Source organism: Streptomyces caeni, assembly GCF_042678285.1.
Classification (GTDB): domain Bacteria; phylum Actinomycetota; class Actinomycetes; order Streptomycetales; family Streptomycetaceae; genus Streptomyces; species Streptomyces caeni.
Genome location: NZ_JBHUDX010000155.1, coordinates 1 through 21047, shown reverse-complemented (window position 1 = coordinate 21047; position 21047 = coordinate 1). Strand labels below are relative to the sequence as shown.

The following is a 21047-nucleotide window of genomic DNA, read 5'->3' as shown; positions in this document are numbered from 1 at the left end:
GCGGCCGTCCGCCTCCGGGACGCCAGCGAGCGCCTTACGGCGTGACGACCGTGTCGATCCGCATCAGCTCGTCCGCCTCGAAGTCCAGGTTGCGGATCGTCGCCACACTGTCCTCCAGTTGCTGCGGGCTGCTCGCACCGACCAGCGCCGAGGTCACCCGGCCGCCGCGCAGCACCCAGGCCAGGGCCATCTGGGCCAGCGACTGGCCGCGGGAGCGGGCGATCTCGTGGAGCGCCCGCAGCCGCCGCACCAGGTCCTCGGTGACCGCGTCCGCACTGAGGAACGGGCTGTCACTCGCGGCCCGCGAGCCGTCGGGTATCCCGTCGAGGTAGCGGCCGGTCAACAGACCCTGTTCCAGCGGCGAGTAGGCGATGGAGCCGATCCGGAGCTCGTCCAGGGTGTCCAGCAGCCCGTCCTCGGGACGGCGGTCGAGCATCGAGTAGCGCGGCTGGTGGATCAGCAGCGGAGTGCCCAGCCCGGCGAGGATGCGGGCGGCCTCGCGGGTCTGCTGCGGCGAGTAGTTGGAGACGCCGACGTAGAGCGCCTTGCCCTGCTGGACCGCCGAGTGCAGGGCACCCATCGTCTCCTCGAGCGGAGTGGCGGGGTCGGGACGGTGCGAGTAGAAGATGTCGACGTGGTCCACGCCCATCCGCTGCAGGCTCCGGTCGAGCGAGGACAGCAGGTACTTGCGGGAGCCCCATTCGCCATAGGGTCCCGGCCACATGCGGTAGCCGGCCTTGGTGGAGACGATCAGCTCGTCGCGGTAGGGCGCGAAGTCCGCCTTCAGGGCGTCGCCGAGCGCGGACTCGGCGGCGCCGGGCGGCGGTCCGTAGTTGTTGGCCAGGTCGAAGTGCGTGACACCGAGGTCGAAGGCCCGGCGCAGGATCCGCCGCTGGGTCTCCACCGGGCGGTCGGGGCCGAAGTTGTGCCACAGACCGAGCGACAGCGCGGGGAGCTTCAGGCCGCTGTGCCCGGTACGGCGGTAGGGCATGGCCTCGTAGCGGGCGGGATCTGCCGTGTACAACATGCGCTCCATGAGGGGGGTTCCTGACGACGCGCTCCACTCTCGCCCGACCACCCGGCAGCGGTCCAACAAGGGAATCGGATCGGATTGAGCGTCTACGCTTCTCAATCATGGAACTGCGTCATCTTCAGCACTTCGTCGCGGTCGCCGAGGACCGGCACTTCACCAGGGCCGCGGAACGCCTGATGGTGTCGCAGTCGGGTCTGTCCGCCTCGGTCCGCGCCCTGGAACGGGAGCTTCAGGCCCCGCTGTTCGTCCGCACCACCCGCAGCGTCACGCTCACCGAGGCCGGGCGCGCCCTGCTGGTCGAGGCGGAGCGGATCCTGGCCCAGGTGCGCGCGGCCCGCGAGGCGGTGGCGGCCGTCCAGGGCGTGCTGCGCGGCACGCTCGCGCTGGGCACGGAGCAGTGCATCGCGGGGGTGGACGTCCCCAGGCTGCTCGCCGGGTTCCGCAGGCGGCATCCGGACGTGGAGATCCGGCTGCGGCAGACGGGATCGGGGGCGCTGGCCGACGAGGTCGCGGCGGGCCGTCTCGACCTGGCGTTCGCGGTGCGGACCCGGGCGGACAGCGACCCGCTGCGGTACGTCCCGCTGACGAGCGAGCCGATGACCGTGCTGTGCCACCCGTCGCACCCGCTCGCGGACGGCGGGGCCGTGACGCCCGGGGACCTGGGCGGGGAGGCGTTCGTCGACTTCCACCCCGACTGGGGGCCGCGCCGCACGACCGACGCGGTGTTCGCGCGGGCGGGGGTCCGGCGGACCGTGACGCTGGAGGTCAACGACGTGCACAGCCTGCTCGATCTGCTCCACGAGGGACTGGGTATCGCCGTCGTCCCGCGCCACTTCGGGCACAAGCGGGAGGCGTCGCCGCTCGTGTCGCTCCCCATCGAGGACGCCGCCGTGTACGAGACGGTCGCGGTGCTGCCGCCCCCGGAGGCCACCAGTCCGGCGGCCCGGGCGCTGATGGGGCTCCTCACGGTGGGCGCGGCACAGGGCTACGGAGCCGTCTGACCGGCGGTCGGCACGGCGATCGCCCGGCGCGGGCGGCCGTGATGGGCGATGGTGGACCCATGCATGCGAAGGACATCCTCATCGACGCGTTCAGCCGGATCCGGGAAGAAGTCCACGCCGCCGTCGACGGCCTGGAGCCGGACGACCTCAACGCCCGGCCCGGCGAGGACGCCAATTCCATCGCGTGGCTCGTGTGGCACCTCACCCGGGTGCAGGACGACCACGTCGCCGACGCCGCGGATCTCGGCCAGGTCTGGCTGTCCCAGGGCTGGGAGAAGCGTTTCGGGCTCGGTCTGCCCCTCGGGGACACGGGGTACGGCCACAGCGCGCAGAAGGTCGCCAAGGTGCGGGTGACGTCGGGTGACCTGCTCACCGGCTACTACGACGCCGTGCACGAGCAGACGCTCGGGTTCGTGCGCGGGCTGGCCGCCGAGGACTTCGAGCGGATCGTGGACGAGCGCTGGGATCCGCCGGTCAGCCTGGGCGTGCGGCTGGTCAGCGTCCTGTCCGACGATCTGCAGCACGTCGGACAGGCCGCCTATGTCCGGGGGCTGCTTCAGAGCGCGGCCTCGTAGCCGGGCAGGATCACATCCCGGATGAGGGCCGTCCGCTCGTCGAACGGGAGGAACGCGCTCTTCACGGCGTTCACCGTGACCGTGCGCAGGTCCCGGACGGTCCAGCCCGCCTCCTCGACCAGCAGCGACATCTCGCGGGTCATCGTCGTCCCGGACACCAGACGGTTGTCGGTGTTGAGGGTGACCCGGAAGCCCAGGTCCTTCAGCTCCGTGATCGGGTGCCCGGCGATCGAGGAGGCGGCACCGGTCTGGAGGTTGGAGGTCGGGCACATCTCCAGCGCGACACGGCGGTCGCGGACCCAGCTCGCGAGCCGGCCGAGCTTGCCGTCGGCGATGTCCTCGGTGATGCGCACCCCGTGGCCGATGCGCTGGGCGCCACAGACCTGAAGGGCCTGGTGGATGCTGGGCAGCCCGTGCGCCTCGCCCGCGTGGATGGTGAAGGGCACGCTCTCGCGGCGCAGGTACTCGAACGCGGGCAGGTGGTCGGCGGCCGGGAATCCGTCCTCGGCGCCCGCGATGTCGAAGCCGACGACGCCGGCGTCGCGGAAGGCCACCGCGAGGCCGGCGATCTCCCGGCTGCGGTCGAACATGCGCATCCCGCACAGCAGGGTGCCGACCCGGACCGGGGTGCCCGCGGCGGCGGCCTTGGCCATGCCCGCGGCGAGCCCCTCCTGCACGGTCTCGACAACCTCGGGCAGGGTGAGGCCGCCCTTCACCATCAGCTCGGGGGCGTAGCGCACCTCGCCGTAGACGACGCCGTCCTCGGCGAGGTCGAGGACGTACTCCTCGGCGGTGCGCAGCAGTCCCTCGCGGTTCTGCAGCACGGCGAGGGTGTGCTCGAAGGTGGCTATGTAGCGCACCAGATCACCGGAGTTGGCGGCCTCGCAGTACCAGTCCGCGAGCGCCCGGGGGTCGGTGGTGGGCAGGGCGTGGCCCGCCTGCCCGGCGAGTTCCACGAGGGTGGCGGGGCGCAGAGCGCCATCGAGGTGGTCGTGCAGCACGGCCTTCGGGAGGCGGCGGACGGTGTCGGCGGAGATGCTCGGGGCGGTCATGTGCGGTGGTTCCTCGGCAGATCGTTCTCGGAGGGTCATTCGGCGGGCTGGAGCAGGTCCCAGCGGTTTCCGTACAGGTCCCGGAAGACGGCGACCGTGCCGTACGGCTCGTGTCGCGGCCGCTCCAGGAAGGTCACTCCCGCCGCGGTCATCCGGGCGTGGTCGCGGGCGAAGTCGTCGGTGTGCAGGAAGAAGCCCACGCGCCCGCCGGTCTGGTCGCCGACCCGGCCGCGCTGCGCCTCGTCCTTGGCCCGGGCGAGCAGCAGCCCGCAGCCGGAGGCCACCGCACCGGGCTCGACGACGACCCACCGGGAGCCGTCCGGCCGCCGCTCGTCGGCCGTGAGCCGGAACCCCAGGGCGTTCGTGTAGAAGCGGATCGCCTCGTCGTAGTCGTCTACGACGAGGGTGACCAGGGCGATGCGTCTCATCGGGCCTTCCGGGGGAAGCGGCGTTATACGTAACACGCAGCGTACGGCATCCCGTCGGGGGACTCGGCGGGCGTCGCGTCCCGGCCGCCCCGCCCGCGGCAGGGGGACGGCCGTGGGGCGGTGCCGTGCGGTGGTGGGCGCCGCGGCCTTCCGGAACCGGAGGGCGTGGCGGTCGCTCAGCGCCCCTCTTCGCCCTGGGCGACCTCGATCTCGTGGTGGAAGCCGATGGCCCCGGCCGCCGAGGCGCCGGCGGAGACGGCGGCGCAGGCGACCAGGAGGGCGGCCGTCCACCGGGCCGCCCGGTGCTGGACACGCGGCGCCGCCAGCAGGGCGGCCACCCGCTGCGGCACCGGCCCCGTGGTCGCGGCGGGCGCGAAGGGCGGCCGCGATGAACGGCCGGGCCGGGCGGCGAGCGCGGCACGGCCGATCGCCAGGGCGGTCAGCCGGCGGTCCCCGACCACCGCGGCGGCGGTCTCGTCGGCCACGCGTTCGACCGCGAACCGGATGGCCGCGGCCACCGGCCGCAGCCCCGGATGGCAGTGCGCGGCCAGTTCGGCGACGGCGAGGAAGTAGTGGTGCCCGCCCGCGTTATGGGCCCGTTCGTGGGCGAAGAGCGCCTCACGCTCGTGTGGGCCGAGGGTGCGGAGCATCCCGGTGGTGACGACGATGCGGTGCGGACGGCCCGGCAGGGCGTACGCGTCCGGCCGCGGGGAGTCGATGACGCACAGGTCGCCCGCGGTCGCGCGGCGGTCCGCCTCGGCGGTGGCCGCGCGAAAGGCCCGCGCCTGGCGCACCACACTGCGGGCCACGGCCCACAGACACACGGCGAGGGCGCCGGCCGAGAAGGCGACCGCGGGCACCACGACCACGTCCGACCCGGAGCGCAGCGGGCGTACCAGCTCTCCGAGCGCGGCGAAGGGGGGCAGCCGGAGCAGCCCGGTGAGGACGAAGGCACCCAGCGCGGTCAGCGAGCAGCACGCGAGCACGACCGCGCAGCAGGTCACCGCCCACAGCGCGGTCGCGGGGGCGAGCCGGTCGAGGGCACGGCGGGCGAGCGGCGGCGCCGCGAACGGAAGCGCGAGCGGAAGCAGGAGCAGAAGCAGGACGGTCATGGCCCACCGGATTCCAGCAGGTCCCGCAGAACGCGCTCGTCGTCCTCGCTGAGCTGGGCGACGAAGCGGGCCAGCACGGTGTGCCGGTCGCTGTCCCGGTCCAGTTCGGTGTGCATGCGGCGGGCGGTGAGTCCGTGGGCGTCCTGGACCGGGAAGTAGGCGTATCCGCGGCCCTGGCGCCTGCGGTCGACCACGCCCTTCTCGTGCAGCCGGGACAGGATCGTGGTGACCGTGGTGCGAGCGAGGCCGGTGCCGAGGCTCAGCTGCACCTGACCGGGCGTCTGGGGAGCTTCCGCGGCCCAGAGGGCGGCCATGACGCTGGCTTCCAGTTCGCCCGCCGGGCGACGCTCGTCCTTCGCTGCGGTCATGGAACCTTCCTCACCCCGCCGTCGTCTACATTGCTGTAGACCGTCTACGCTCATGTAGTCCTCGCGGGCCGGCCGCGCCGTCCCGCAGGTCCATTATGGAAGGGGTTCACGACCATGGGCGCAGCTGTGCGCACCGCGCCACCGCATGCGGTCGCCGTCCCGTCGGCGCCGTGCTGAAGCGGCAGGACACCGGCGACCTCGCCGGTACGACGGCACTGGGCGCCCTCGTTGCGTTCCTGCTGCTGGTGCTGACCGTGACGAGGCGCGGCGGTGCCCCGCTCTTCGGCGACACGGATCTCCTGGACTGGTCCCTCGGCCACCGGCCGCGGGCCGCGGTCGCGGTGGCGAGGGCCCTGACGTACACGGGGACGGGGTTCGTGCCCTTTCTGCTCGTCGCCGCGGCCGGCCTGCTGACGGGGCGTACGGGACGGCAGCGGGCGCTCGCCGCGGCCGCCTGTGTCGTCTGCCTGGCCGCGGGCCAGGCCGCGCGGTACGGCGTCATGACCCTGGCGGCGCGCCCCCGCCCGGCGCGGCGGGACTGGATCACGCACGCGTCGGGCTGGTCGTTTCCCTCGGGTCATACGACGACGGCCGCGATCACCGCCGGGCTGCTGGCGCTGGCCGTCCTGGCCCGGGCGCCGCGGGGAAGAGCGCAACTCGTGGCCGCCGCCCTCGGGTGGGGCGCCCTGGTCGGCCTGACGCGCGTGTATCTGGGCGTCCACTGGTTCTCCGACGTCCTCGGCGGCTGGCTGTTCGCCCTGTGCTGGCTGGGCGTCTGCACGTACGCCGCCGCCCGGCTGGCCCCCCGCGTGTACGACGGCCGGCCGGAGCCCGTCGTGTCGTCGCCGCCCTGACGGCCACCGGAGGCCGAGCCCGCAGTGGGCGCCGGCAGGCCGCCGACCCCGTCGACGGCCTGCCCTCCGCGGCCGCTCTGGGGGCACTTTGGCCGCGTGGGCGGAGGAAGCGCCGGCCGTGATCACCGTGGAGCGGCGATCACCGCCGGACCGCGGGCCCTTCGCGGCCGGGGACCGTCCGGGGGTTCCCGACGGCCCGGCGCTCCCGGCGCCGGGACACCCGCGGTGGCACGCCGGTGACGGCCGCGTTCGCGAGGGCGACCAGGGCGCCGAGTCCGGCGGCCCTCGCGGTCACACCCCGCCGTCTCCCACGAGTTCCCGTCGCCGCCCCTGCAGGAAGGCACGCTCGGCCCCGCTCGCGAGCGCGATGGCCGCCTCGTAGGCCCGTACGGCCTCGGCGACACGGTCCATGCGCCGCAGCAGGTCGGCGCGGACCGCGTGGAAGACGTGATAGCCGCCCAGGTCCAGCGCGTCCACGAGGCCGAGGGCCTTTCCCGGGCCCCGGACCTCGGCCACGGCCACCGCCCGGTTCAGGGCGACGACGGAGCTCGGGGCGAGGGCCATGAGCTGGTCGTACAACTGCAGGATCTGCCCCCAGTCGGTGGCGTGCGCCGTCGGCGCGTCGCTGTGCACGGCGTTGATCGCCGCCTGGATCTGGTACGGCCCCGGCCGGCTGCGGCGCAGGCAGCGGCGGACGAGCGCCTGGCCTTCGGCGATCAGTTCGCGGTCCCACCGGCCGCGGTCCTGCTCCGTCAGCGGAACCAGTTCCCCGGCGGTGCCCGTACGGGCGGGCCCGCGCGCCTCGACGAGGAGCATCAGCGCGAGCAGGCCGGTGACCTCCGGCTCGTCCGGCATCAGCCCGGCCAGCAGACGGCCGAGGCGCACGGCCTCCGCGCACAGCTCGGCCTGGCCCGGGTATCCCTCGTTGAAGATCAGGTAGACGACGGCGAGGACGCCCCTGAGCCGCTCCGGAAGGTCCGCATCGCGGGGCACACGGTACGGGATGCGCGCACCCCGGATCTTGGCCTTGGCGCGGACGAGACGCTGGGCCATCGTGGGCTCCGGCACCAGGAAGGCGCCGGCGATGCGGGCCGTGGGAAGGCCCGCGACGAGCCGGAGGGTCAGCGCGACCTGGGCCTGGGTGGCGAGAGCGGGATGGCAGCAAGTGAAGATCAGGCGGAGCCGGTCGTCGTGCACGGGTCCCTCCTCGGGCGGGACGTCCGCGGCGTGCAGCAGGGCCGCCTGGGCGTGCCGTTCGCCGCGCCGGGCCTCCCGGCGCAGACGGTCGATCGCGCGGTTGCGGGCCGTGGTGATGATCCAGCCGGCCGGGCTCGGCGGCACACCGGCCTGCGGCCAGGTGCGCACCGCCGCGACGAAGGCGTCCTGGACCGCTTCCTCGGCGAGGTCGATGTCGCCGAGGAAGCGGACGAGGGCGGCGACCGAACGGCCGTACTCCGCCCGGAAGACGGCTTCGACGTCAAGCGGCATCAGGCCTCGCCCATGAAGGGGCGCACCTCGATCGGCAGGGTGGTGGCCCAGGTCGCCCTCCGGCCCCACTCCAGCGCCGCGTCCAGGTCGGGCGCCTTGATCAGGCAGATGCCGCCGAGATATTCCTTGCCCTCGGCGTACGGTCCGTCGGTGATGAGGACGTCGCCGTCCGTGGGCCGCAGCACGGTGGCCGTTTCCGGCCCGTCCAGCCCCCCGGCGAAGACCCAGGCGCCGGCGTCGCGCAGTTCCCGGTGGAGGACGCCGAGCCGGCGCTCGATGCCGGCCAGCGCCTCGGGCGCGGGCGGCTGTCCCCCGCTCGGCTGGACCACGCTGAGCAGGTAGTGCTTCATGACGGCCTCCTTGGTGTCGTGGCGTTCTCTCACCACCTACACGAACGGCGAGGCTCCGGATCGACACCCCGCACCACGGCATCGGGAGAATCTTGAGAAATCTCCGGACGGCCGCCGGGGTGCGTCGTGCGCCAGGGCCATCCGTCCGACGGGGTTCACCCTGACGAACGGTATCCGCGGCAGGATGCGCCCCGCCCAAAACGGTGCCGCGAGCACCGCGACACCCCCGCGCCGGCGTGAGCGGCCGCACCCGCGGCCTCGGCCCTCTCCCGACGGGACCCTCGCAACGGACCCTTTCGGCGCGTCCGAAGGGGCTCTCCTGGTGGAAGGGATCAGGTGAGGAACCGTGATCAGGTGAGGAACCGTACGAGGGCGAGGGACTGAGGCTCATGAGCGACGATGCCGAACCGGGACTGCGCTGCCTGGTGACGGGTGCCACGGGATACATCGGCGGGCGGCTCGTCCCGGAACTCCTCGCGGCCGGGCACTCGGTGCGCTGCCTCGTCCGCTCCCCGCACCGGCTGCGCGACCATCCGTGGGCCGACGAGGTCGAGGTGGTCCGCGGAGACGTCACGGACCCCGCGTCGGTGGCCGGGGCGATGCGCGGCATGGACGTCGCCTACTACCTGGTGCACGCCCTGGGCTCGGGCAGCGACTTCGAGCAGACCGACCGGAGGGCGGCGCAGGTCTTCGGCGAGCGGGCGCGGGCCGCCGGTGTACGGCGGATCGTGTACCTCGGCGGTCTGACCCCGGCGGGCGTGCCCGAGCGGGAGCTGTCGCCGCATCTGCGGTCGCGAGCGGAGGTGGGCCGCATCCTCCTCGCTTCGGGCGTGCCCACGACCGTGCTGCGGGCGGCGGTCATCATCGGGTCGGGTTCGGCCTCGTTCGAGATGCTGCGCTACCTCACGGAGCGGCTGCCGGTCATGGTCACCCCCCGCTGGGTGCGCACCCGCATCCAGCCGATCGCCGTACGGGACGTGCTGCGCGTCCTGGTCGGCAGCGCGCGGATGCCGGGCGACGTCAACCGGGCCTTCGACATCTGCGGTCCTGATGTGCTCACCTACCGGGAGATGATGAGGGGATACGCGGCGATCGCCGGTCTGCCGCGCCGGCTGATCCTGCCCGTGCCGGTCCTCACGCCGCGCCTGTCCAGCCTCTGGATCGGCCTGGTGACCCCGGTGCCCCCGTCCATCGCGCGCCCGCTCACCGAATCGCTGCGCCACGAGGTCGTGTGCCACGAACACGACATCGCGCGCTTCGTTCCCGACCCTCCGGGCCATCCGATCGGCTTCGACGCGGCGGTCCGGCTCGCCCTGCAACGCGTCCGCGACGCCGACGTCGCCACGCGCTGGTCCTCCGCCACCGTGCCCGGCGCGCCCAGCGACCCGCTGCCCACCGACCCCGAGTGGGCCGGCGGCAGCCTCTACACGGACCTCCGCGAGCGCTCCGTCGATGCCTCACCCGAGGCGTTGTGGACGGTCATCGAAGGCGTCGGCGGCGAGCACGGCTGGTACTCGTTCCCGCTCGCCTGGGCGGTGCGCGGCTGGCTGGACCGGCTGGTGGGCGGGGTCGGGCTGCGCCGCGGCCGGCGTGACGCGGCGCGTCTGCGGGTCGGCGACTCGCTCGACTTCTGGCGGGTGGAGGAGATCGAGCCCGGCCGTCTGCTGCGGCTGCGCGCCGAGATGCGGCTGCCGGGACTGGCCTGGCTGGAGATGTACGCGGAGACGGACGACGCCGGGCGCACCCACTACCGCCAGCGGGCGCTGTTCCACCCGCGCGGGCTGCTCGGCCACGTCTACTGGCGGGCCGTCTCGCCCTTCCACGCCGTGGTGTTCGGCGGCATGGCCCGCAACATCGCCCGGGCCGCGGCGAGGGCACCGGCCGCCCCGTCGAGAAAGGACGCCCCCCTCAGCGGAGGAGCCCCGTGAACGTCTCGGTCGTCCTGTTCACCTCGGACCTGCGGCTGCACGACCACCCGCCGCTGCGCGCGGCCCTCGACGGCTCCTACGCGGTGGTGCCGCTGTTCGTGCGGGACCGGGGCGTCGACGCCGCCGGGTTCGCCGCGCCCAACCGGCTGGCCTTTCTGTCCGAGAGCCTGCGGGACCTGGACGCGGGCCTGCGTGAACGAGGAGGCAGGCTCGTCGTGCGCACCGGTGACGTCGTCGAGGAGGTGTGCAGGGTCGTCGCGGAGGCGGAGGCCGGCACGGTCCACATGGCGGCCGGGGTCAGCGCGTACGCCCAACGGCGGGAGGAGCGTCTGCGCGCCGCCCTGGAGGGCGGGCCGTGCCGCCTGCAGGTCCACGACGCGGTGATCACGGCTCTGCCGCCCGGAGCCGTCACGCCGGCCTCCTCGGATCACTTCGCCGTCTTCACCCCGTACTTCCGGCGCTGGTCGCAGGAGCGCCTCAGGGACGTCATGGCCGCACCGAGGACGATCCGCGTACCGGGCACCGTCGGCTCGGAGCCCCTTCCCTGCCGCCGGGGACTGTCCGGGGTGGCGGAGCGGCTGGCGGCCGGGGGCGAGACGGAGGGAAGGAAACGCCTCATGGCGTGGCTGCGCGACGGGATCACCGCGTACGAGGAGCGTCATGACGACCTGGCCGGTGACGCGACATCACGTCTGTCGCCGCACCTCCACTTCGGCACCCTCTCCCCCGTCGAGGTCGTCCACCGGGCGCGCCGGGCGGGCGGCCCGGGCGCCGAGGCGTTCGTGCGCCAGCTCGCCTGGCGCGACTTCCACCACCAGGTGCTGGCGGCGCGGCCGGCGGCGGCCCAAGCCGACTACCGTCCGCGGCACGACCGCTGGCGGTCCGGGAGCGGGGCGCGGGCGGACATCGAGGCGTGGCGGGAGGGCCGCACCGGTTACCCGCTCGTCGACGCGGCGATGCGCCAGCTGCGGCACGAGGGCTGGATGCACAACCGCGGTCGTCTGCTGACCGCGAGCTTCCTCACCAAGACCCTGTACGTGGACTGGCGGGTCGGTGCCCGTCACTTCCTCGACCTGCTGGTCGACGGCGACATCGCCAACAACCAGCTCAACTGGCAGTGGGTGGCCGGCACGGGCACCGACACCCGCCCCAACCGGGTCCTCAATCCGCTCACCCAGGCCAGGCGCTACGACCCCGACGGCGCGTATGTGCGGCGCTGGGTGCCGGAACTCGCCGGGCTCGGCGGGCCCGCGGTGCACCAGCCGTGGAAGCTGCCCGGACCGGACCGCGTGGCGTGCGCCGCCTACCCGGATCCGATCGTCGGCCTCTCCGACGGCCTGGCCCGCTTCCGGCGGGCGCGCGGGCACGTCTGAGGAGCCCCGGCCGTGCGCACCCCCCACTGGCTGTTCGGCGACCAGCTCGGCCCGCACTTCCTCACGCCCGGCGAGGGCGGCCCCGGCCGTGAGGCGCCGGTCGTGATGATCGAGGCCCGTTCGGTCTTCCGCCGGCGCCGCTTCCACCGGGCGAAGGCCCACCTCGTGCTCTCCGCGATGCGCCACCGCGCCGCCGGCCTCGGTGACCGCGTGCGCTACGTCCGGGCCGAGACGTACCGGGAGGGCCTGCGCGAGGCGGTCGGCGACGGTCGGGTGACGGTGCATCATCCGACGTCCCGGGCCGCCCACGCGCTGGTCTCGTCCCTGCCCGGTGTCACGGTGCTGCCCGCGCGCGGCTTCCTCGTCCCGCACGACGCCTTCCGGGCGTGGGCGGACGGCCGCGGCGGGAAACAGCTGCGCCAGGAGGACTTCTACCGCTGGGTGCGCCGCGGGTACGGACTCCTCCTGGACGGCGACGGCCCGGCGGGCGGCCGCTGGAACCACGACCGCGACAACCGCGAGCCTCCGCCCAAAGGCGCGCGCACCCTCGGGGTTCCGGCGCCCTACCGGCCCCGCGAGGACGACATCGACGCCGAGGTGCGCCACGATCTGGACCGCTGGGAGCGCGAGGAGGGCATCGCCTTCGTGGGACGGGACGGCCCGCGCCTGTTCCCCGCATCGCGGCGCGAGGCACTGGCCGCGCTGGGCCGGTTCATCACCCATCGGCTGCCCCGCTTCGGCCCGTACGAGGACGCGATGCTCGCCGCCGATCCCGTGATGAGCCACAGCCTCCTGTCGTCGTCGCTCAACCTCGGTCTGCTGGATCCCGCGGAGTGCGTCGAGCGGGCCGAGCGGGCGTGGCGGGCCGGGCAGGCGCCGGTCAACAGCGTGGAGGGCTTCGTACGGCAGATCGCCGGCTGGCGCGAGTACGTGTGGCATCTGTACTGGTACTTCGGGGAGGACTACCGGGGGCGCAACGTCCTGCGGCACCATGCTCCGCCGCCCGGTTGGTTCCTGGAGCTGGACGCCGACGCGGTCACGGCGCGCTGCCTGTCCGCCGTGCTCGCCCAGGTGCGCGACACCGGGTGGACGCACCACATCCCCCGTCTGATGCTGCTCGGCAGCCATGCCCTCCAGCGCGGATGGGATCCGCGGGCGGTGACGGACTGGTTCCACCGCTGCTTCGTCGACGGCCACGACTGGGTGATGCTCCCGAACGTCGTCGGCATGTCGCAGTACGCCGACGGCGGGCGGATGACGACCAAGCCGTACACGTCCGGCGGTGCGTACGTGAACCGGATGAGCGACCTGTGCGGGGGCTGCGCCTATCGGCCGGGCGACCGGGTGGGACCGCGCGCGTGTCCCTTCACCGCCGGGTACTGGTCGTTCCTGGACCGCCATCGCGCCGTGCTGGAGGGCAATCCGCTGATGGCGCGGGCGGTGCGGGGGCTGGACCGGCTGCCCGACCTGGACGAGGTGCGCGCGCAGGAGCGACGGCGCGGCGACGGGCCGCCCTGAGGGGCGAGGTGCCTCCACCGCGTGAGCCCTCTCCGTCATGACCTCTACACATAAAGGCGAAATAAGAGCAGAATGGAGATACGCGGCGCTTCACCGCATATCGCACCAGGCACGGTTTGGCCTGCGGAGTCATCAAAGGAGACGAGCCTCATGTCCGATGTCTCGCACACACGGGGTGACATCACCACCCACCCTGACGTACACGAAATGCGTGCCCGCTACACCCGCATGCTCGGTGGCCACGATGTGGCGCTCGTGGACGGACCGGTCTTCCTGGTCGGTCTGTACTGCGCCGCATCCCCGTGGATACTCCACTACACGACGAGCCAGCCGGCGCTCGTGACGCACAACCTCATCATGGGGATCGCGTTCGGCCTGCTGGCCCTCGGGTTCGCCGTCACGCCCGAGAGGATGTACGGCCTGAGCTGGGCCATGTGCGCGATGGGCGTGTGGATGATCATCGCACCCTGGATCGTGGGCACCGGCCCGGACGCCGGAGTCGTGGTGAACAACATCGTCATCGGGGCGCTGGCCGTGGTACTGGGCGTGATCTGCGCGGGCGCGGCGGCGAAGAGCACGCACACCTGACCGCCCGGGGGCGCCGAGCACGAAAGGGGACTGCCGGCTGGTCCGCACCTCGCGGACCGGCCTCGCGGCGCATGCCGCGGCGGCGCGGGCTCGCCGCGCGCGTCAGCGGTTCGGCACCAGCCACGGCTCCTGCGGCAGCGGGGTTCCGGTCTCGATGAGCGACTTCAGATTGGACAGCACGGCCGCCCAGCCGCGGGCCGCGTCTGTGCGCTCGGTCTCGTCCGCCAGGTCCTCATGGGTGACCGTGAGCCTGACGATGTCGGCGTGCGGCCGGACGCCGAAGGTGACCTTGGAGCACTTGTCCTCCCGGCCCTCGTCCTCGGGCGCGGTCCAGGTGGTGACGAGGCGGGTGGGCCGCTCACTCTCCAGGACGGTGCCGACCACGTCGGCGATGCCGGAGCCGTCCGTGCGCACATGTTCCCAGCGGGAGCCGGGCTTCCAGTCGGAGACGTTGCCGTGCCCCCAGTAGGCGGCCGTGAGGTCGGGGTCGGTGAGCGCGTCCCAGACGGCCTCGGGCGTGCTCTCGATGTAGATGACGTACACAAACGTGGGCCTGTCGGTCATGGCTTCCTCGGCTCGTCGCTTGGCGCCCGGAGCGCCCCCGCTCTCGGCTTCGCCCGAGCGGGGGGACCCCCACGGACGCGGGCGCTCGAACTTGTCGATCCACCGCTCCTGCATCTCCTGGAGCGGCACCGGATTCAGGTAGTGCAGCTTCTCCCGCCCCCGCCGCACGGTTTTGACCAGGTTGGCGGCCTCGAGGACTGCCAGGTGCTGGGTGACCGACTGGCGCGTCATGTCGAAGCGCTCGCACAGCTCGCCCAGCGTCTGCCCACCGCGCTCGCGCAGCCGGTCCAGCAGTCGTCTGCGCGTCGTATCGGCCAGCGCCTTGAAGACCTGGTCCATCCCGAAGTCACTCGCCGATCGCACACTCAACGTTATGCAGGCAATTTCCTGCATGTCAAGGACGTCCGCGGCCCGGAGACTGGCGCGGTGAGCAGAACCGTCAGTGCGTGGGTGACCTCGGGCGAGGACGTCCTGGGTGTCGTGGGCCCGTTTCCCGTGGACGTTCCGTGGTGGCCGGAGATCGGGCAGGTCGTCGAGCGGCTGGAGGGCCTGCTCGGGGTGCCGGTATGGGTGCTACGGCTGCTGACCGTGGACGGGGGCGAAGGCGGACGCGACGGCCATGTGACGTACCACGTCGAGGCGCTGGAACGCCCGGGCCGCGGGCTTCTGGCCCAACGGGCCTGCGATGAAAACGTGCTGACGAGCCATCACGAGCTGCGCGCGCCATGGGCTCACGTCGGCGGCGTGCGGGAGCTGCTCGGCTGGGCCGCCCGCACGCTGGAGGCCGCCGGGCGCCCGCTCACCGGTGGCGTCCGGCAGCGACGGACCTGGAACCTGGCGGGGCTGTTCCGGCTGCCCACCGCGCGCGGGACCGTCTGGCTCAAGGCGACGCCGCGTTTCGCCACCGACGAGGCGGACGTCGCCGAGGCGTTCGCGCGGGTGGATCCCGGGCTGGTGCCGGCCGTCGTCGGCCGCGGCGAGCGGCGGTTCCTCATGGAGCACGTGCCCGGCGAGGACTGCTGGGGCGCTTCGCACGAGACGGCGGCGGCCATGGAACGGTTCGTCTCCGCGCAGGCGGCCCTCGCGCCGAGCCGTCCCGCCGGCCTGCGGGACTGGCGCACGCCCGTGCTCGCCGCACAGGTCGACGCCCTCCTCGACGGGCCGGCCGCGGCCGGGCTGACCTCACAGGAGCGCTCGGATGTAAGGGGAATGACGGACCGTTGGCAGGAGCTGGCCGCGTGCGGTCTGCCCGACACGGTGGTCCACGGCGACTTCCACCCGGGCAACTGGCGCAGCGACGGCGGCCGTCCGGTCGTCATGGACTTCGCGGACGCGTACTGGGGCAATCCGGTGATGGACGGTCTGCGGGCCCACGACTTCCTCCCGGAACCCATCCGGGCCACGGCGGCCCGCGCCTGGGCCGACGCCTGGCGGGTGCAGGCACCCGGCAGCGACCCGCAGCGCGCCCTGGCCCTCGCCGAACCGCTCGCCCCGCTCATGTACGCCGTCCGCTACCAGGAGTTCCTCGACGGCATCGAACCGTCGGAGCGGCCGTACCACGAGGGGGACCCCGAGGCGGAGATCCGCAGCGCGCTGCGGCGCGTACGGCGTCCGAGCCCGTTCCTCGCGGGCCTCGGCCCGGCGTGACCCCGGGCCGCGCGGATCACCCGGGCGCCGGCGCACCGGGCTGCGCCGGGGGACGCGGACTTCGCACGCCGCTCGGCCTGCCGGCGGCCACGGGGTGCGGCGGCCCGGACGGCACGGGGCCGCCGCACCCTCTCATCCGGCTCAGCTCACGTTGAGCGCCGTGTCGTCGATGACGAACGACGTCTGCAGCTTGGAGCCCTCGGTACCGGTGAACTTCAGGGTCACCGTCTGCCCGGCATAGCCCGCCAGACTGAAGCTCCGCCGGGTGTAGCCGCTCGCGGCGTTGAGGTTGGAGTACGTCGCCAGGGTGCTCAGGACGGTCCCCGAGCTATTGAGCACCTGGACCTTGAGGGTGTCGTACGCCGTACTCGTGGTGGTCTCGGCGGTGTCGACGTGCAGGTAGAAGCTGAGGGTGGCGGTGGTGCAGCCGGACGGGATGCTCACCGCCTGGGAGAGCGTGTCCGTGTTCGCAACGCCGTAGCCGTTCAGCCAGGCATAGTACGAGCCGCTCCGGGGCGACTCCCCGCTGGAGTTGGTGATGACGCCGCTGCTGGCGCTCCAGGTGGTGGCGCCGGACTCGAAGCCGCTGTTGCCGAGGAGCTGTGCGGCGGTACAGGTGGAGCCGCCGCCCCCGCCTCCGCTGCTGCCGCTCGCCCCGGACAGCCACTCGGTGGCATTGAGGGCCAGGGCCGCGTTGGTGGCGGTGGAGTCGTTCCAGCCGTCGTACAGCTTGTTGCCCGACTGGCCGGTGCCGTCGTCCACGGGCGAGCTGTCGCCCCAGAAGGCGACGCGGCCGCTGCCGAAGGTGCTGGTGGCGAAGAACGCCCCCGTGGTGCCGGAGTAACCGGTCCGGTAGAGCAGGCCCTTGACGGAGGAGTTGTCGGCGGGCTTCAGGGTGGCGGTGGTGCCGCTGGCGATCAGACTCTTGGTGACGGTGCCGAAGGAGCCGTGGAGCACGGGGTCGGTGCTGTCGCTGATCGCCGACGGGTGGTCGGAGCTGATGCTGAGCGAGTCGATGGAGAAGCCGAACGGGTCGGTGGAGTCGACGCTGTTGTTCGTCATCAGGTCGTTGAAGATCTCGACCGCGTCGTAGCCGTCGTTGTTGCGGTCGGCGCCGGTGTGGTCGGAGATCATGAACAGGCCGCCGCCGTTCTTGACGAACGTCATGATGGCGGTCTTCTCGGCCGTGGTGAACAGCGTGTTGGGCTCGGGCAGGACCAGGGTGTCGAAGTTCGACAGGTCGGTCGAGGACGAGCCGCCGTAGGCGAGGCTGGAGCCCGAGGGCAGCGTCTTGAGGCTGTAGTTGCCCGTCTTCTGGAGGTCGACGCCCCAGGAGGAGAGCGCTCCCGTCCAGTCCGTCTCGGCGGACGGGGAGGAGTTCTGGCCGAGCGGGTCCGGCTGGCTGGTGGAGATGATCCAGTCGGCGTTGCCGGCCGTCTCCGCGTGTGCGTTGTCGAACAGGATGCGGTGCGGGGTGGCCGCGTGGGCCGGGGTGGCGGCCGTGGTCGCCTGGACGGCGGCGCCGGTGGTGAGCAGGCCGAACACGGCGAGGGCCGTGGTGAGTCTGTGGCGGGACCTGGTGAGTCCGGGCATCCGGCGGACCTCCGTATGGGGTTGGGGAAGGAGTGGTGCGACGTCCGGGTCTGCGCGCGTAGAGCCCGTCAAGGGAAGTCTGCGCGCGTAGAGGTCCCTTCATACGCCGCCCATGCGACGGATTGTTGAACGGTACATGGCAGAACGGTGGTCTGAACAGAAGGGCACCCCCCGGCGGACCGGGGAGGGGCCGGCGACCGGCGCCGAGGTGAGGCGGGACGGACTGTTGCCACCCGCAGCGGGCAGATGAAGTACTACGGGAACTTCACACAAGAGGGGCGGAGATGGAGATCTCGAGCATCATCGGCGCCATCGTCATCGGACTCGTCATCGGCGTCCTGGGGCGACTCGTCGTCCCCGGGCGCCAGCGGATCGGTCTCCTGTGGACGATCCTGGTCGGCATCGTGGCGGCCCTCATCGGATCGGGCATCGCCGCCGCGTTCGGTGTGGCCCACACCAAGGGCGTCGACTGGATCGAGTGGCTCATCCAGATCGGCCTGGCGGCGCTGGGCGTCGCGGCGCTGGACCGGGCGCGGGCGCGGCACTGACGGTACGCCCCGATCGCGCCCCGGACCGCCGCGTGGGAAGGGGCCGTGGCGGCGCCGGCGGACCGGGAGTCCCACCGGTGCCACCGCCACCGGGGCCCGGGGTGGCGTGGCCGGCGCGCTACGCAGAGACGTACGGCGTCGTCGTGGTCAGCGGTTCGAAGCCGAGACGGGCGAGGATCGGCCGGCTCTGGGCGGTCGCGTCGACCTGGACGTAGCGGTAGCCGCGGTCGGCGGCGACCTCGGCGCGGTGGGCGACCAGGGCCCGGTAGACGCCGCGGCCGCGCCAGCCCGGGACCGTGCCGCCGCCCCACAGCCCCGCGAAGCGGGTGCCGGGCACCAGCTCCAGCCGGGCCGCGCTCACCGGTTCGTCGCCCGCGAGGGCCACGACCGCGACCATGTCGTCCCGGTCGCCCGTGAGCTGCGTGAGGAGTTGGTGGCGCAGCCGCGTCCCGTCCGTCCCGAACGCCTTCTCGTGGACGTCCGCCACCAGATCGACGCCCGCCGCGTCGGTGACCGGCAGGAGGCGTATGCCGTCGGGCACGTCGGCGTCCAGGGGCAGATCGGCGACCTCGGCGACCATCAGCGTCTCCTCGGGCCGGGGTCTCAGCCCCGCCGCCCGCAGCCGCTTCCCGAGGTCCACCGGCAGGTCGTGCCCGTACAGCTTCCACTCGAACTCGCGGCCGAGACCGGCGAAGTAGCGGACCTGCTCGGCGATCGCCGCGTCCGCGGTCGTCTCGTCGAGGTCCGACCAGACGACCCCGTTCCATCCGTGGGGCGGGCCCACCTGGCGCACCACCGTGTGGTGACGTTCGACACGGGCGCCGGGTCCGTCGGGACGCGCGCCCTCCCGCATGTCCCGGTCGTACAGGGCCAGTACGGCAGCGTGGTCCATGGGCTCACTCCAGCATCGGGGCCTGTGCCGGCACGGTAGTACCCCTGAACTCCCGGCCCGCACACGGGGTCTCCCAGGGCACCGCGGGCCGGGGGCGCTCCGCGTCCCGGCCAAACGCCCCGCGGAACCTCCGGTGCATCACCGTCGGATCGTCGTGTGGTCGGTCGCGAAGGAGCCCGCGCTCCTGCGCAACGCTGCCGAACCGCAACGGACTTCGCCGGACCCGCTCAGCCGAGCTCCAGCGTGGTCACCCCGTGGACACGCTCACCGGCGAAGGGCCTGACCGGGCCTGTGTACATGCGAGCCGTCTCGAAGGAAGGGGAGAGTCCGGCGCCTTGGGCGAGGGAGACGGCGGCCGCGTTCGGCTCCGGGACGTCGATGGCGATCTCCCGGCCGGCCGCTTCGGCGGCCAGTGCCGCGAACAGGGCCTCGGCGTCCTCGGCGGTGTCGCCGAACAGGGGGCCGATGCGCAGGCAGTCGCGGGCCGGGCGGATCACCGCGTAGCCGGTCAGGCGCCCGGCCCGAGAGCGCACGAAGGGACGGTGGCCGGGGGCGGTGAGCCAGTGCTCCAGGAACCGGGGCCGGTCGGCGGGCCAGCAGGAGGAGTCGTACGCCGCGATGTCCTCGAAGTCGGCCTTCTCGGCGGGGCGTACGCCGGGCGCCTCCCCCGCGGCGGGGGCGGTTCCGGTGAACCGCACGGTCCGGTGGGCGAGTTCGAAGCCGGACTTGCGGTAGTTGTCCTGCTGGGCGACGACACCGTCGAGGCCGATCGTGCGGCTGCCGACGTGGGCGAGGCCCGCGTTCCAGGTGGCCAGTCCGAGACCGCGGCCGCGCAGGTCCGGGCGTACGAGATAGCAGCCCAGGAAGGCGTAGTCGGCGCCGTAGGTGACGACGGAGATCGCCGAGACCGGCTCCCCGGCGAGCCGGCCGATGAAGAAGCCCCCGGGGTCCTGGGCGAAGAAGGCGGGGCCGTCCGACAGCCCCGGATTCCAGCCCTCGTCCGCCGCCCAGCCGCTGATCACCGGCCAGTCGTCGAGGGTGGCCCGGGTGACGACGAGGTCTTCGGGACCCGCAGAGGTCATCATGGAGCTCCGTTCCGTCGAGGGGGTCGGGGGTGCGTGATCGGATGCACCGGCAGCATCCTTCCCGATCTCCGGATCGTGCGCCACGTGGCGACCCGCCGTCCGGGGCTCGTCATCCGGCGCCCGGCGCAAAGGCGTTGACCGCGAGGGGCAGGTGACCGGAAGGGGCGGGCAGCCCCGTCAAGCCGCCCCGGCGGGGCCGAGGGGCCCCGCCGGCACGCCCGGTCCGGCTCAGCGCGTCGCTCCCGCCCGGAAGCGCCGGTAGAGGACCGTCCCGCCGAGCAGCAGGACCGCGCTGCCGGCGAGCGCGGGCACCGTGGCGTCCGCACCCGTGTGGGCGAGCGACACCTGCGGCGGGACGGAGCTCAGACGCGGCGGCGTGGGGGTGTGCACCGGTGCGGTGGACCGCGGCGCGCGGTGGTGGGACCGGTGCCCCGAGGTGTTCGTCGACCTGTTGCCGACGGCCGCGTTCCCGATGCCGGCCACGCTCACCGCATTGCCGCTGGCGTTCACCGGGAGGTGGACCGGCAGTTGGACGCCGTCTCCGGAGAGCACTCCCGCGGAACCCTCCGTGCGGTGCTCCGCCGCGGCGCCGCCCCCTCGTACACCACCGTGCCGCGGGCCGCCCCGGTGGGCGTCGTGGTTGGCGCAGGTGGCGCCCGCCGCCGGGTTGAGGGCCCCCAGCACGTTCACGGTGTTGCCGCACACGCTGACCGGGATGTGCACGGGGAGCTGAATGGAGTCGCCGGAGATCAGCCCGGGCGAGCCCGCCGTGGTGCCGTCCGCCGCGGAGTCCGCGTGGGCCGGCAGCGCCACGGCCAGCGCCCCCGAGGCGGCGGCCGCGGCGATCAAGCCATTCCGGGTAACCCGTTTCATAGGTTCCCTGCCTTCCAGACATGGTTGCGAGCACTCGCCCGCACCGGATAAAACGCAGACGAACCATCCGAGTTATGGCTTATCTGCCTTTCACCCCATCGAGTGGCCCGGTCGTCGAACCAGACGAGTCATTCCGATGTGATCAGTGGTCGTAGGCGATCAGGGATCGTATGACCG

21 protein-coding genes are annotated in these 21047 nt (G+C 73.2%); 9 read left to right on the top strand and 12 right to left on the bottom strand.

All coding sequences use genetic code 11. The features are described 5' to 3' along the window. Positions 1–34: 34 nt before the first annotated feature. Positions 35–1024, bottom strand: coding sequence for an L-glyceraldehyde 3-phosphate reductase (gene mgrA, locus ACFSL4_RS37260; protein ID WP_381092569.1), 990 nt, complete (start codon positions 1022–1024; stop codon positions 35–37). 110 nt (positions 1025–1134) lie between these two features. On the opposite strand from mgrA, the gene ACFSL4_RS37255 reads away from it, so the two are divergent. Further along, positions 1135–2034, top strand: a complete 900-nt coding sequence (locus ACFSL4_RS37255; protein WP_381092552.1) for a LysR family transcriptional regulator — start codon at positions 1135–1137, stop codon at positions 2032–2034. A gap of 59 nt (positions 2035–2093) precedes the next feature. Then, positions 2094–2609: a mycothiol transferase gene (locus tag ACFSL4_RS37250; RefSeq protein ID WP_381092551.1), complete on the top strand. Its 516-nt coding sequence runs from the start codon at positions 2094–2096 to the stop codon at positions 2607–2609. Here ACFSL4_RS37250 and ACFSL4_RS37245 read toward each other — a convergent pair. The 4 genes from ACFSL4_RS37245 to ACFSL4_RS37230 all read right to left on the bottom strand — a co-directional run bounded on the left by ACFSL4_RS37245 (position 2591) and on the right by ACFSL4_RS37230 (position 5569). After that, positions 2591–3661, bottom strand: a complete 1071-nt coding sequence (locus ACFSL4_RS37245; RefSeq protein WP_381092550.1) for an adenosine deaminase — start codon at positions 3659–3661, stop codon at positions 2591–2593. The genes ACFSL4_RS37250 and ACFSL4_RS37245 overlap by 19 nt on opposite strands. A gap of 35 nt (positions 3662–3696) precedes the next feature. Next, positions 3697–4089 (bottom strand): VOC family protein, encoded by a 393-nt coding sequence (locus ACFSL4_RS37240; protein WP_381092549.1) that lies wholly within the window; start codon positions 4087–4089, stop codon positions 3697–3699. 176 nt (positions 4090–4265) lie between these two features. After that, positions 4266–5201: a M56 family metallopeptidase gene (locus ACFSL4_RS37235; protein ID WP_381092548.1), complete on the bottom strand. Its 936-nt coding sequence runs from the start codon at positions 5199–5201 to the stop codon at positions 4266–4268. Beyond that, on the bottom strand, positions 5198–5569 hold the full coding sequence (locus tag ACFSL4_RS37230) for a BlaI/MecI/CopY family transcriptional regulator (RefSeq protein ID WP_381092547.1): 372 nt from the start codon (positions 5567–5569) through the stop codon (positions 5198–5200). Before ACFSL4_RS37230 ends, ACFSL4_RS37235 begins: the two co-directional genes overlap by 4 nt. A gap of 170 nt (positions 5570–5739) precedes the next feature. On the opposite strand from ACFSL4_RS37230, the gene ACFSL4_RS37225 reads away from it, so the two are divergent. Further along, the gene (locus ACFSL4_RS37225; protein ID WP_381092546.1) at positions 5740–6423 is read left to right on the top strand and encodes a phosphatase PAP2 family protein; all 684 of its coding nucleotides are present in this window, start codon (positions 5740–5742) and stop codon (positions 6421–6423) included. Between the two features lie 291 nt (positions 6424–6714). On the opposite strand, the gene ACFSL4_RS37220 is transcribed toward ACFSL4_RS37225, so the two are convergent. After that, a complete protein-coding gene (locus ACFSL4_RS37220; protein ID WP_381092545.1) occupies positions 6715–7911 on the bottom strand; it encodes an RNA polymerase sigma factor in 1197 nt (398 codons plus the stop codon). Next, entirely contained in the window at positions 7911–8261 is a 351-nt protein-coding gene (locus tag ACFSL4_RS37215) for a YciI family protein (RefSeq protein WP_381092544.1), read from the bottom strand. The genes ACFSL4_RS37220 and ACFSL4_RS37215 overlap by 1 nt, the downstream gene beginning before the upstream one ends. A gap of 389 nt (positions 8262–8650) precedes the next feature. On the opposite strand from ACFSL4_RS37215, the gene ACFSL4_RS37210 reads away from it, so the two are divergent. The 4 genes from ACFSL4_RS37210 to ACFSL4_RS37195 all read left to right on the top strand — a co-directional run bounded on the left by ACFSL4_RS37210 (position 8651) and on the right by ACFSL4_RS37195 (position 13668). Next, positions 8651–10189 carry an SDR family oxidoreductase gene (locus ACFSL4_RS37210; RefSeq protein WP_381092543.1) on the top strand — a complete coding sequence of 513 codons (1539 nt, stop codon included), beginning with the start codon at positions 8651–8653 and terminating at the stop codon, positions 10187–10189. Beyond that, positions 10186–11562, top strand: a complete 1377-nt coding sequence (locus tag ACFSL4_RS37205) for a cryptochrome/photolyase family protein (RefSeq protein ID WP_381092542.1) — start codon at positions 10186–10188, stop codon at positions 11560–11562. Before ACFSL4_RS37210 ends, ACFSL4_RS37205 begins: the two co-directional genes overlap by 4 nt. A gap of 12 nt (positions 11563–11574) precedes the next feature. After that, positions 11575–13080, top strand: a complete 1506-nt coding sequence (locus ACFSL4_RS37200) for a cryptochrome/photolyase family protein (RefSeq protein ID WP_381092541.1) — start codon at positions 11575–11577, stop codon at positions 13078–13080. Between the two features lie 150 nt (positions 13081–13230). Next, on the top strand, positions 13231–13668 hold the full coding sequence (locus ACFSL4_RS37195) for an SPW repeat protein (RefSeq protein ID WP_381092540.1): 438 nt from the start codon (positions 13231–13233) through the stop codon (positions 13666–13668). A 102-nt stretch (positions 13669–13770) separates the two neighbouring features. Here the strand turns inward: ACFSL4_RS37195 and ACFSL4_RS37190 are convergent, their stop codons facing one another. Next, positions 13771–14571, bottom strand: a complete 801-nt coding sequence (locus tag ACFSL4_RS37190; RefSeq protein ID WP_381092568.1) for an ArsR/SmtB family transcription factor — start codon at positions 14569–14571, stop codon at positions 13771–13773. Between the two features lie 87 nt (positions 14572–14658). Between ACFSL4_RS37190 and ACFSL4_RS37185 the strand changes: the two genes are divergently transcribed. Continuing rightward, positions 14659–15879 (top strand): phosphotransferase family protein, encoded by a 1221-nt coding sequence (locus ACFSL4_RS37185; protein ID WP_381092539.1) that lies wholly within the window; start codon positions 14659–14661, stop codon positions 15877–15879. 141 nt (positions 15880–16020) lie between these two features. Here ACFSL4_RS37185 and ACFSL4_RS37180 read toward each other — a convergent pair whose 3' ends face one another. Next, entirely contained in the window at positions 16021–17472 is a 1452-nt protein-coding gene (locus ACFSL4_RS37180) for a hydrolase (RefSeq protein WP_381092538.1), read from the bottom strand. Positions 17473–17756: 284 nt separating this feature from the next. Here ACFSL4_RS37180 and ACFSL4_RS37175 point away from each other — a divergent pair, with 284 nt between their 5' ends. Then, positions 17757–18020, top strand: coding sequence for a GlsB/YeaQ/YmgE family stress response membrane protein (locus tag ACFSL4_RS37175; protein ID WP_381092537.1), 264 nt, complete (start codon positions 17757–17759; stop codon positions 18018–18020). 118 nt (positions 18021–18138) lie between these two features. Here ACFSL4_RS37175 and ACFSL4_RS37170 read toward each other — a convergent pair whose 3' ends face one another. From ACFSL4_RS37170 to ACFSL4_RS37160, 3 genes are all read right to left on the bottom strand, one after another. Next, on the bottom strand, positions 18139–18912 hold the full coding sequence (locus ACFSL4_RS37170; protein WP_381092536.1) for a GNAT family N-acetyltransferase: 774 nt from the start codon (positions 18910–18912) through the stop codon (positions 18139–18141). Between the two features lie 227 nt (positions 18913–19139). Then, positions 19140–19994, bottom strand: coding sequence for a GNAT family N-acetyltransferase (locus ACFSL4_RS37165; protein WP_381092567.1), 855 nt, complete (start codon positions 19992–19994; stop codon positions 19140–19142). Positions 19995–20225: 231 nt separating this feature from the next. Beyond that, positions 20226–20846 (bottom strand): chaplin, encoded by a 621-nt coding sequence (locus tag ACFSL4_RS37160; RefSeq protein ID WP_381092535.1) that lies wholly within the window; start codon positions 20844–20846, stop codon positions 20226–20228. Positions 20847–21047: the final 201 nt, after the last annotated feature.

Bases quoted from the DNA above. Each gene is read 5' to 3' on its own strand.
- ACFSL4_RS37220 (WP_381092545.1), bottom strand. From the start codon at position 7,911: ATGCCGCTTGACGTCGAAGCCGTCTTCCGGGCGGAGTACGGCCGTTCG.
- ACFSL4_RS37175 (WP_381092537.1), top strand. From the start codon at position 17,757: ATGGAGATCTCGAGCATCATCGGCGCCATCGTCATCGGACTCGTCATC.
- ACFSL4_RS37170 (WP_381092536.1), bottom strand. From the start codon at position 18,912: ATGGACCACGCTGCCGTACTGGCCCTGTACGACCGGGACATGCGGGAG.
- ACFSL4_RS37180 (WP_381092538.1), bottom strand. From the start codon at position 17,472: ATGCCCGGACTCACCAGGTCCCGCCACAGACTCACCACGGCCCTCGCC.
- ACFSL4_RS37255 (WP_381092552.1), top strand. From the start codon at position 1,135: ATGGAACTGCGTCATCTTCAGCACTTCGTCGCGGTCGCCGAGGACCGG.
- ACFSL4_RS37210 (WP_381092543.1), top strand. From the start codon at position 8,651: ATGAGCGACGATGCCGAACCGGGACTGCGCTGCCTGGTGACGGGTGCC.
- ACFSL4_RS37165 (WP_381092567.1), bottom strand. From the start codon at position 19,994: ATGACCTCTGCGGGTCCCGAAGACCTCGTCGTCACCCGGGCCACCCTC.
- ACFSL4_RS37250 (WP_381092551.1), top strand. From the start codon at position 2,094: ATGCATGCGAAGGACATCCTCATCGACGCGTTCAGCCGGATCCGGGAA.
- ACFSL4_RS37215 (WP_381092544.1), bottom strand. From the start codon at position 8,261: ATGAAGCACTACCTGCTCAGCGTGGTCCAGCCGAGCGGGGGACAGCCG.
- ACFSL4_RS37235 (WP_381092548.1), bottom strand. From the start codon at position 5,201: ATGACCGTCCTGCTTCTGCTCCTGCTTCCGCTCGCGCTTCCGTTCGCG.
- ACFSL4_RS37230 (WP_381092547.1), bottom strand. From the start codon at position 5,569: ATGACCGCAGCGAAGGACGAGCGTCGCCCGGCGGGCGAACTGGAAGCC.
- ACFSL4_RS37195 (WP_381092540.1), top strand. From the start codon at position 13,231: ATGTCCGATGTCTCGCACACACGGGGTGACATCACCACCCACCCTGAC.
- ACFSL4_RS37245 (WP_381092550.1), bottom strand. From the start codon at position 3,661: ATGACCGCCCCGAGCATCTCCGCCGACACCGTCCGCCGCCTCCCGAAG.
- ACFSL4_RS37240 (WP_381092549.1), bottom strand. From the start codon at position 4,089: ATGAGACGCATCGCCCTGGTCACCCTCGTCGTAGACGACTACGACGAG.
- ACFSL4_RS37190 (WP_381092568.1), bottom strand. From the start codon at position 14,571: ATGGACCAGGTCTTCAAGGCGCTGGCCGATACGACGCGCAGACGACTG.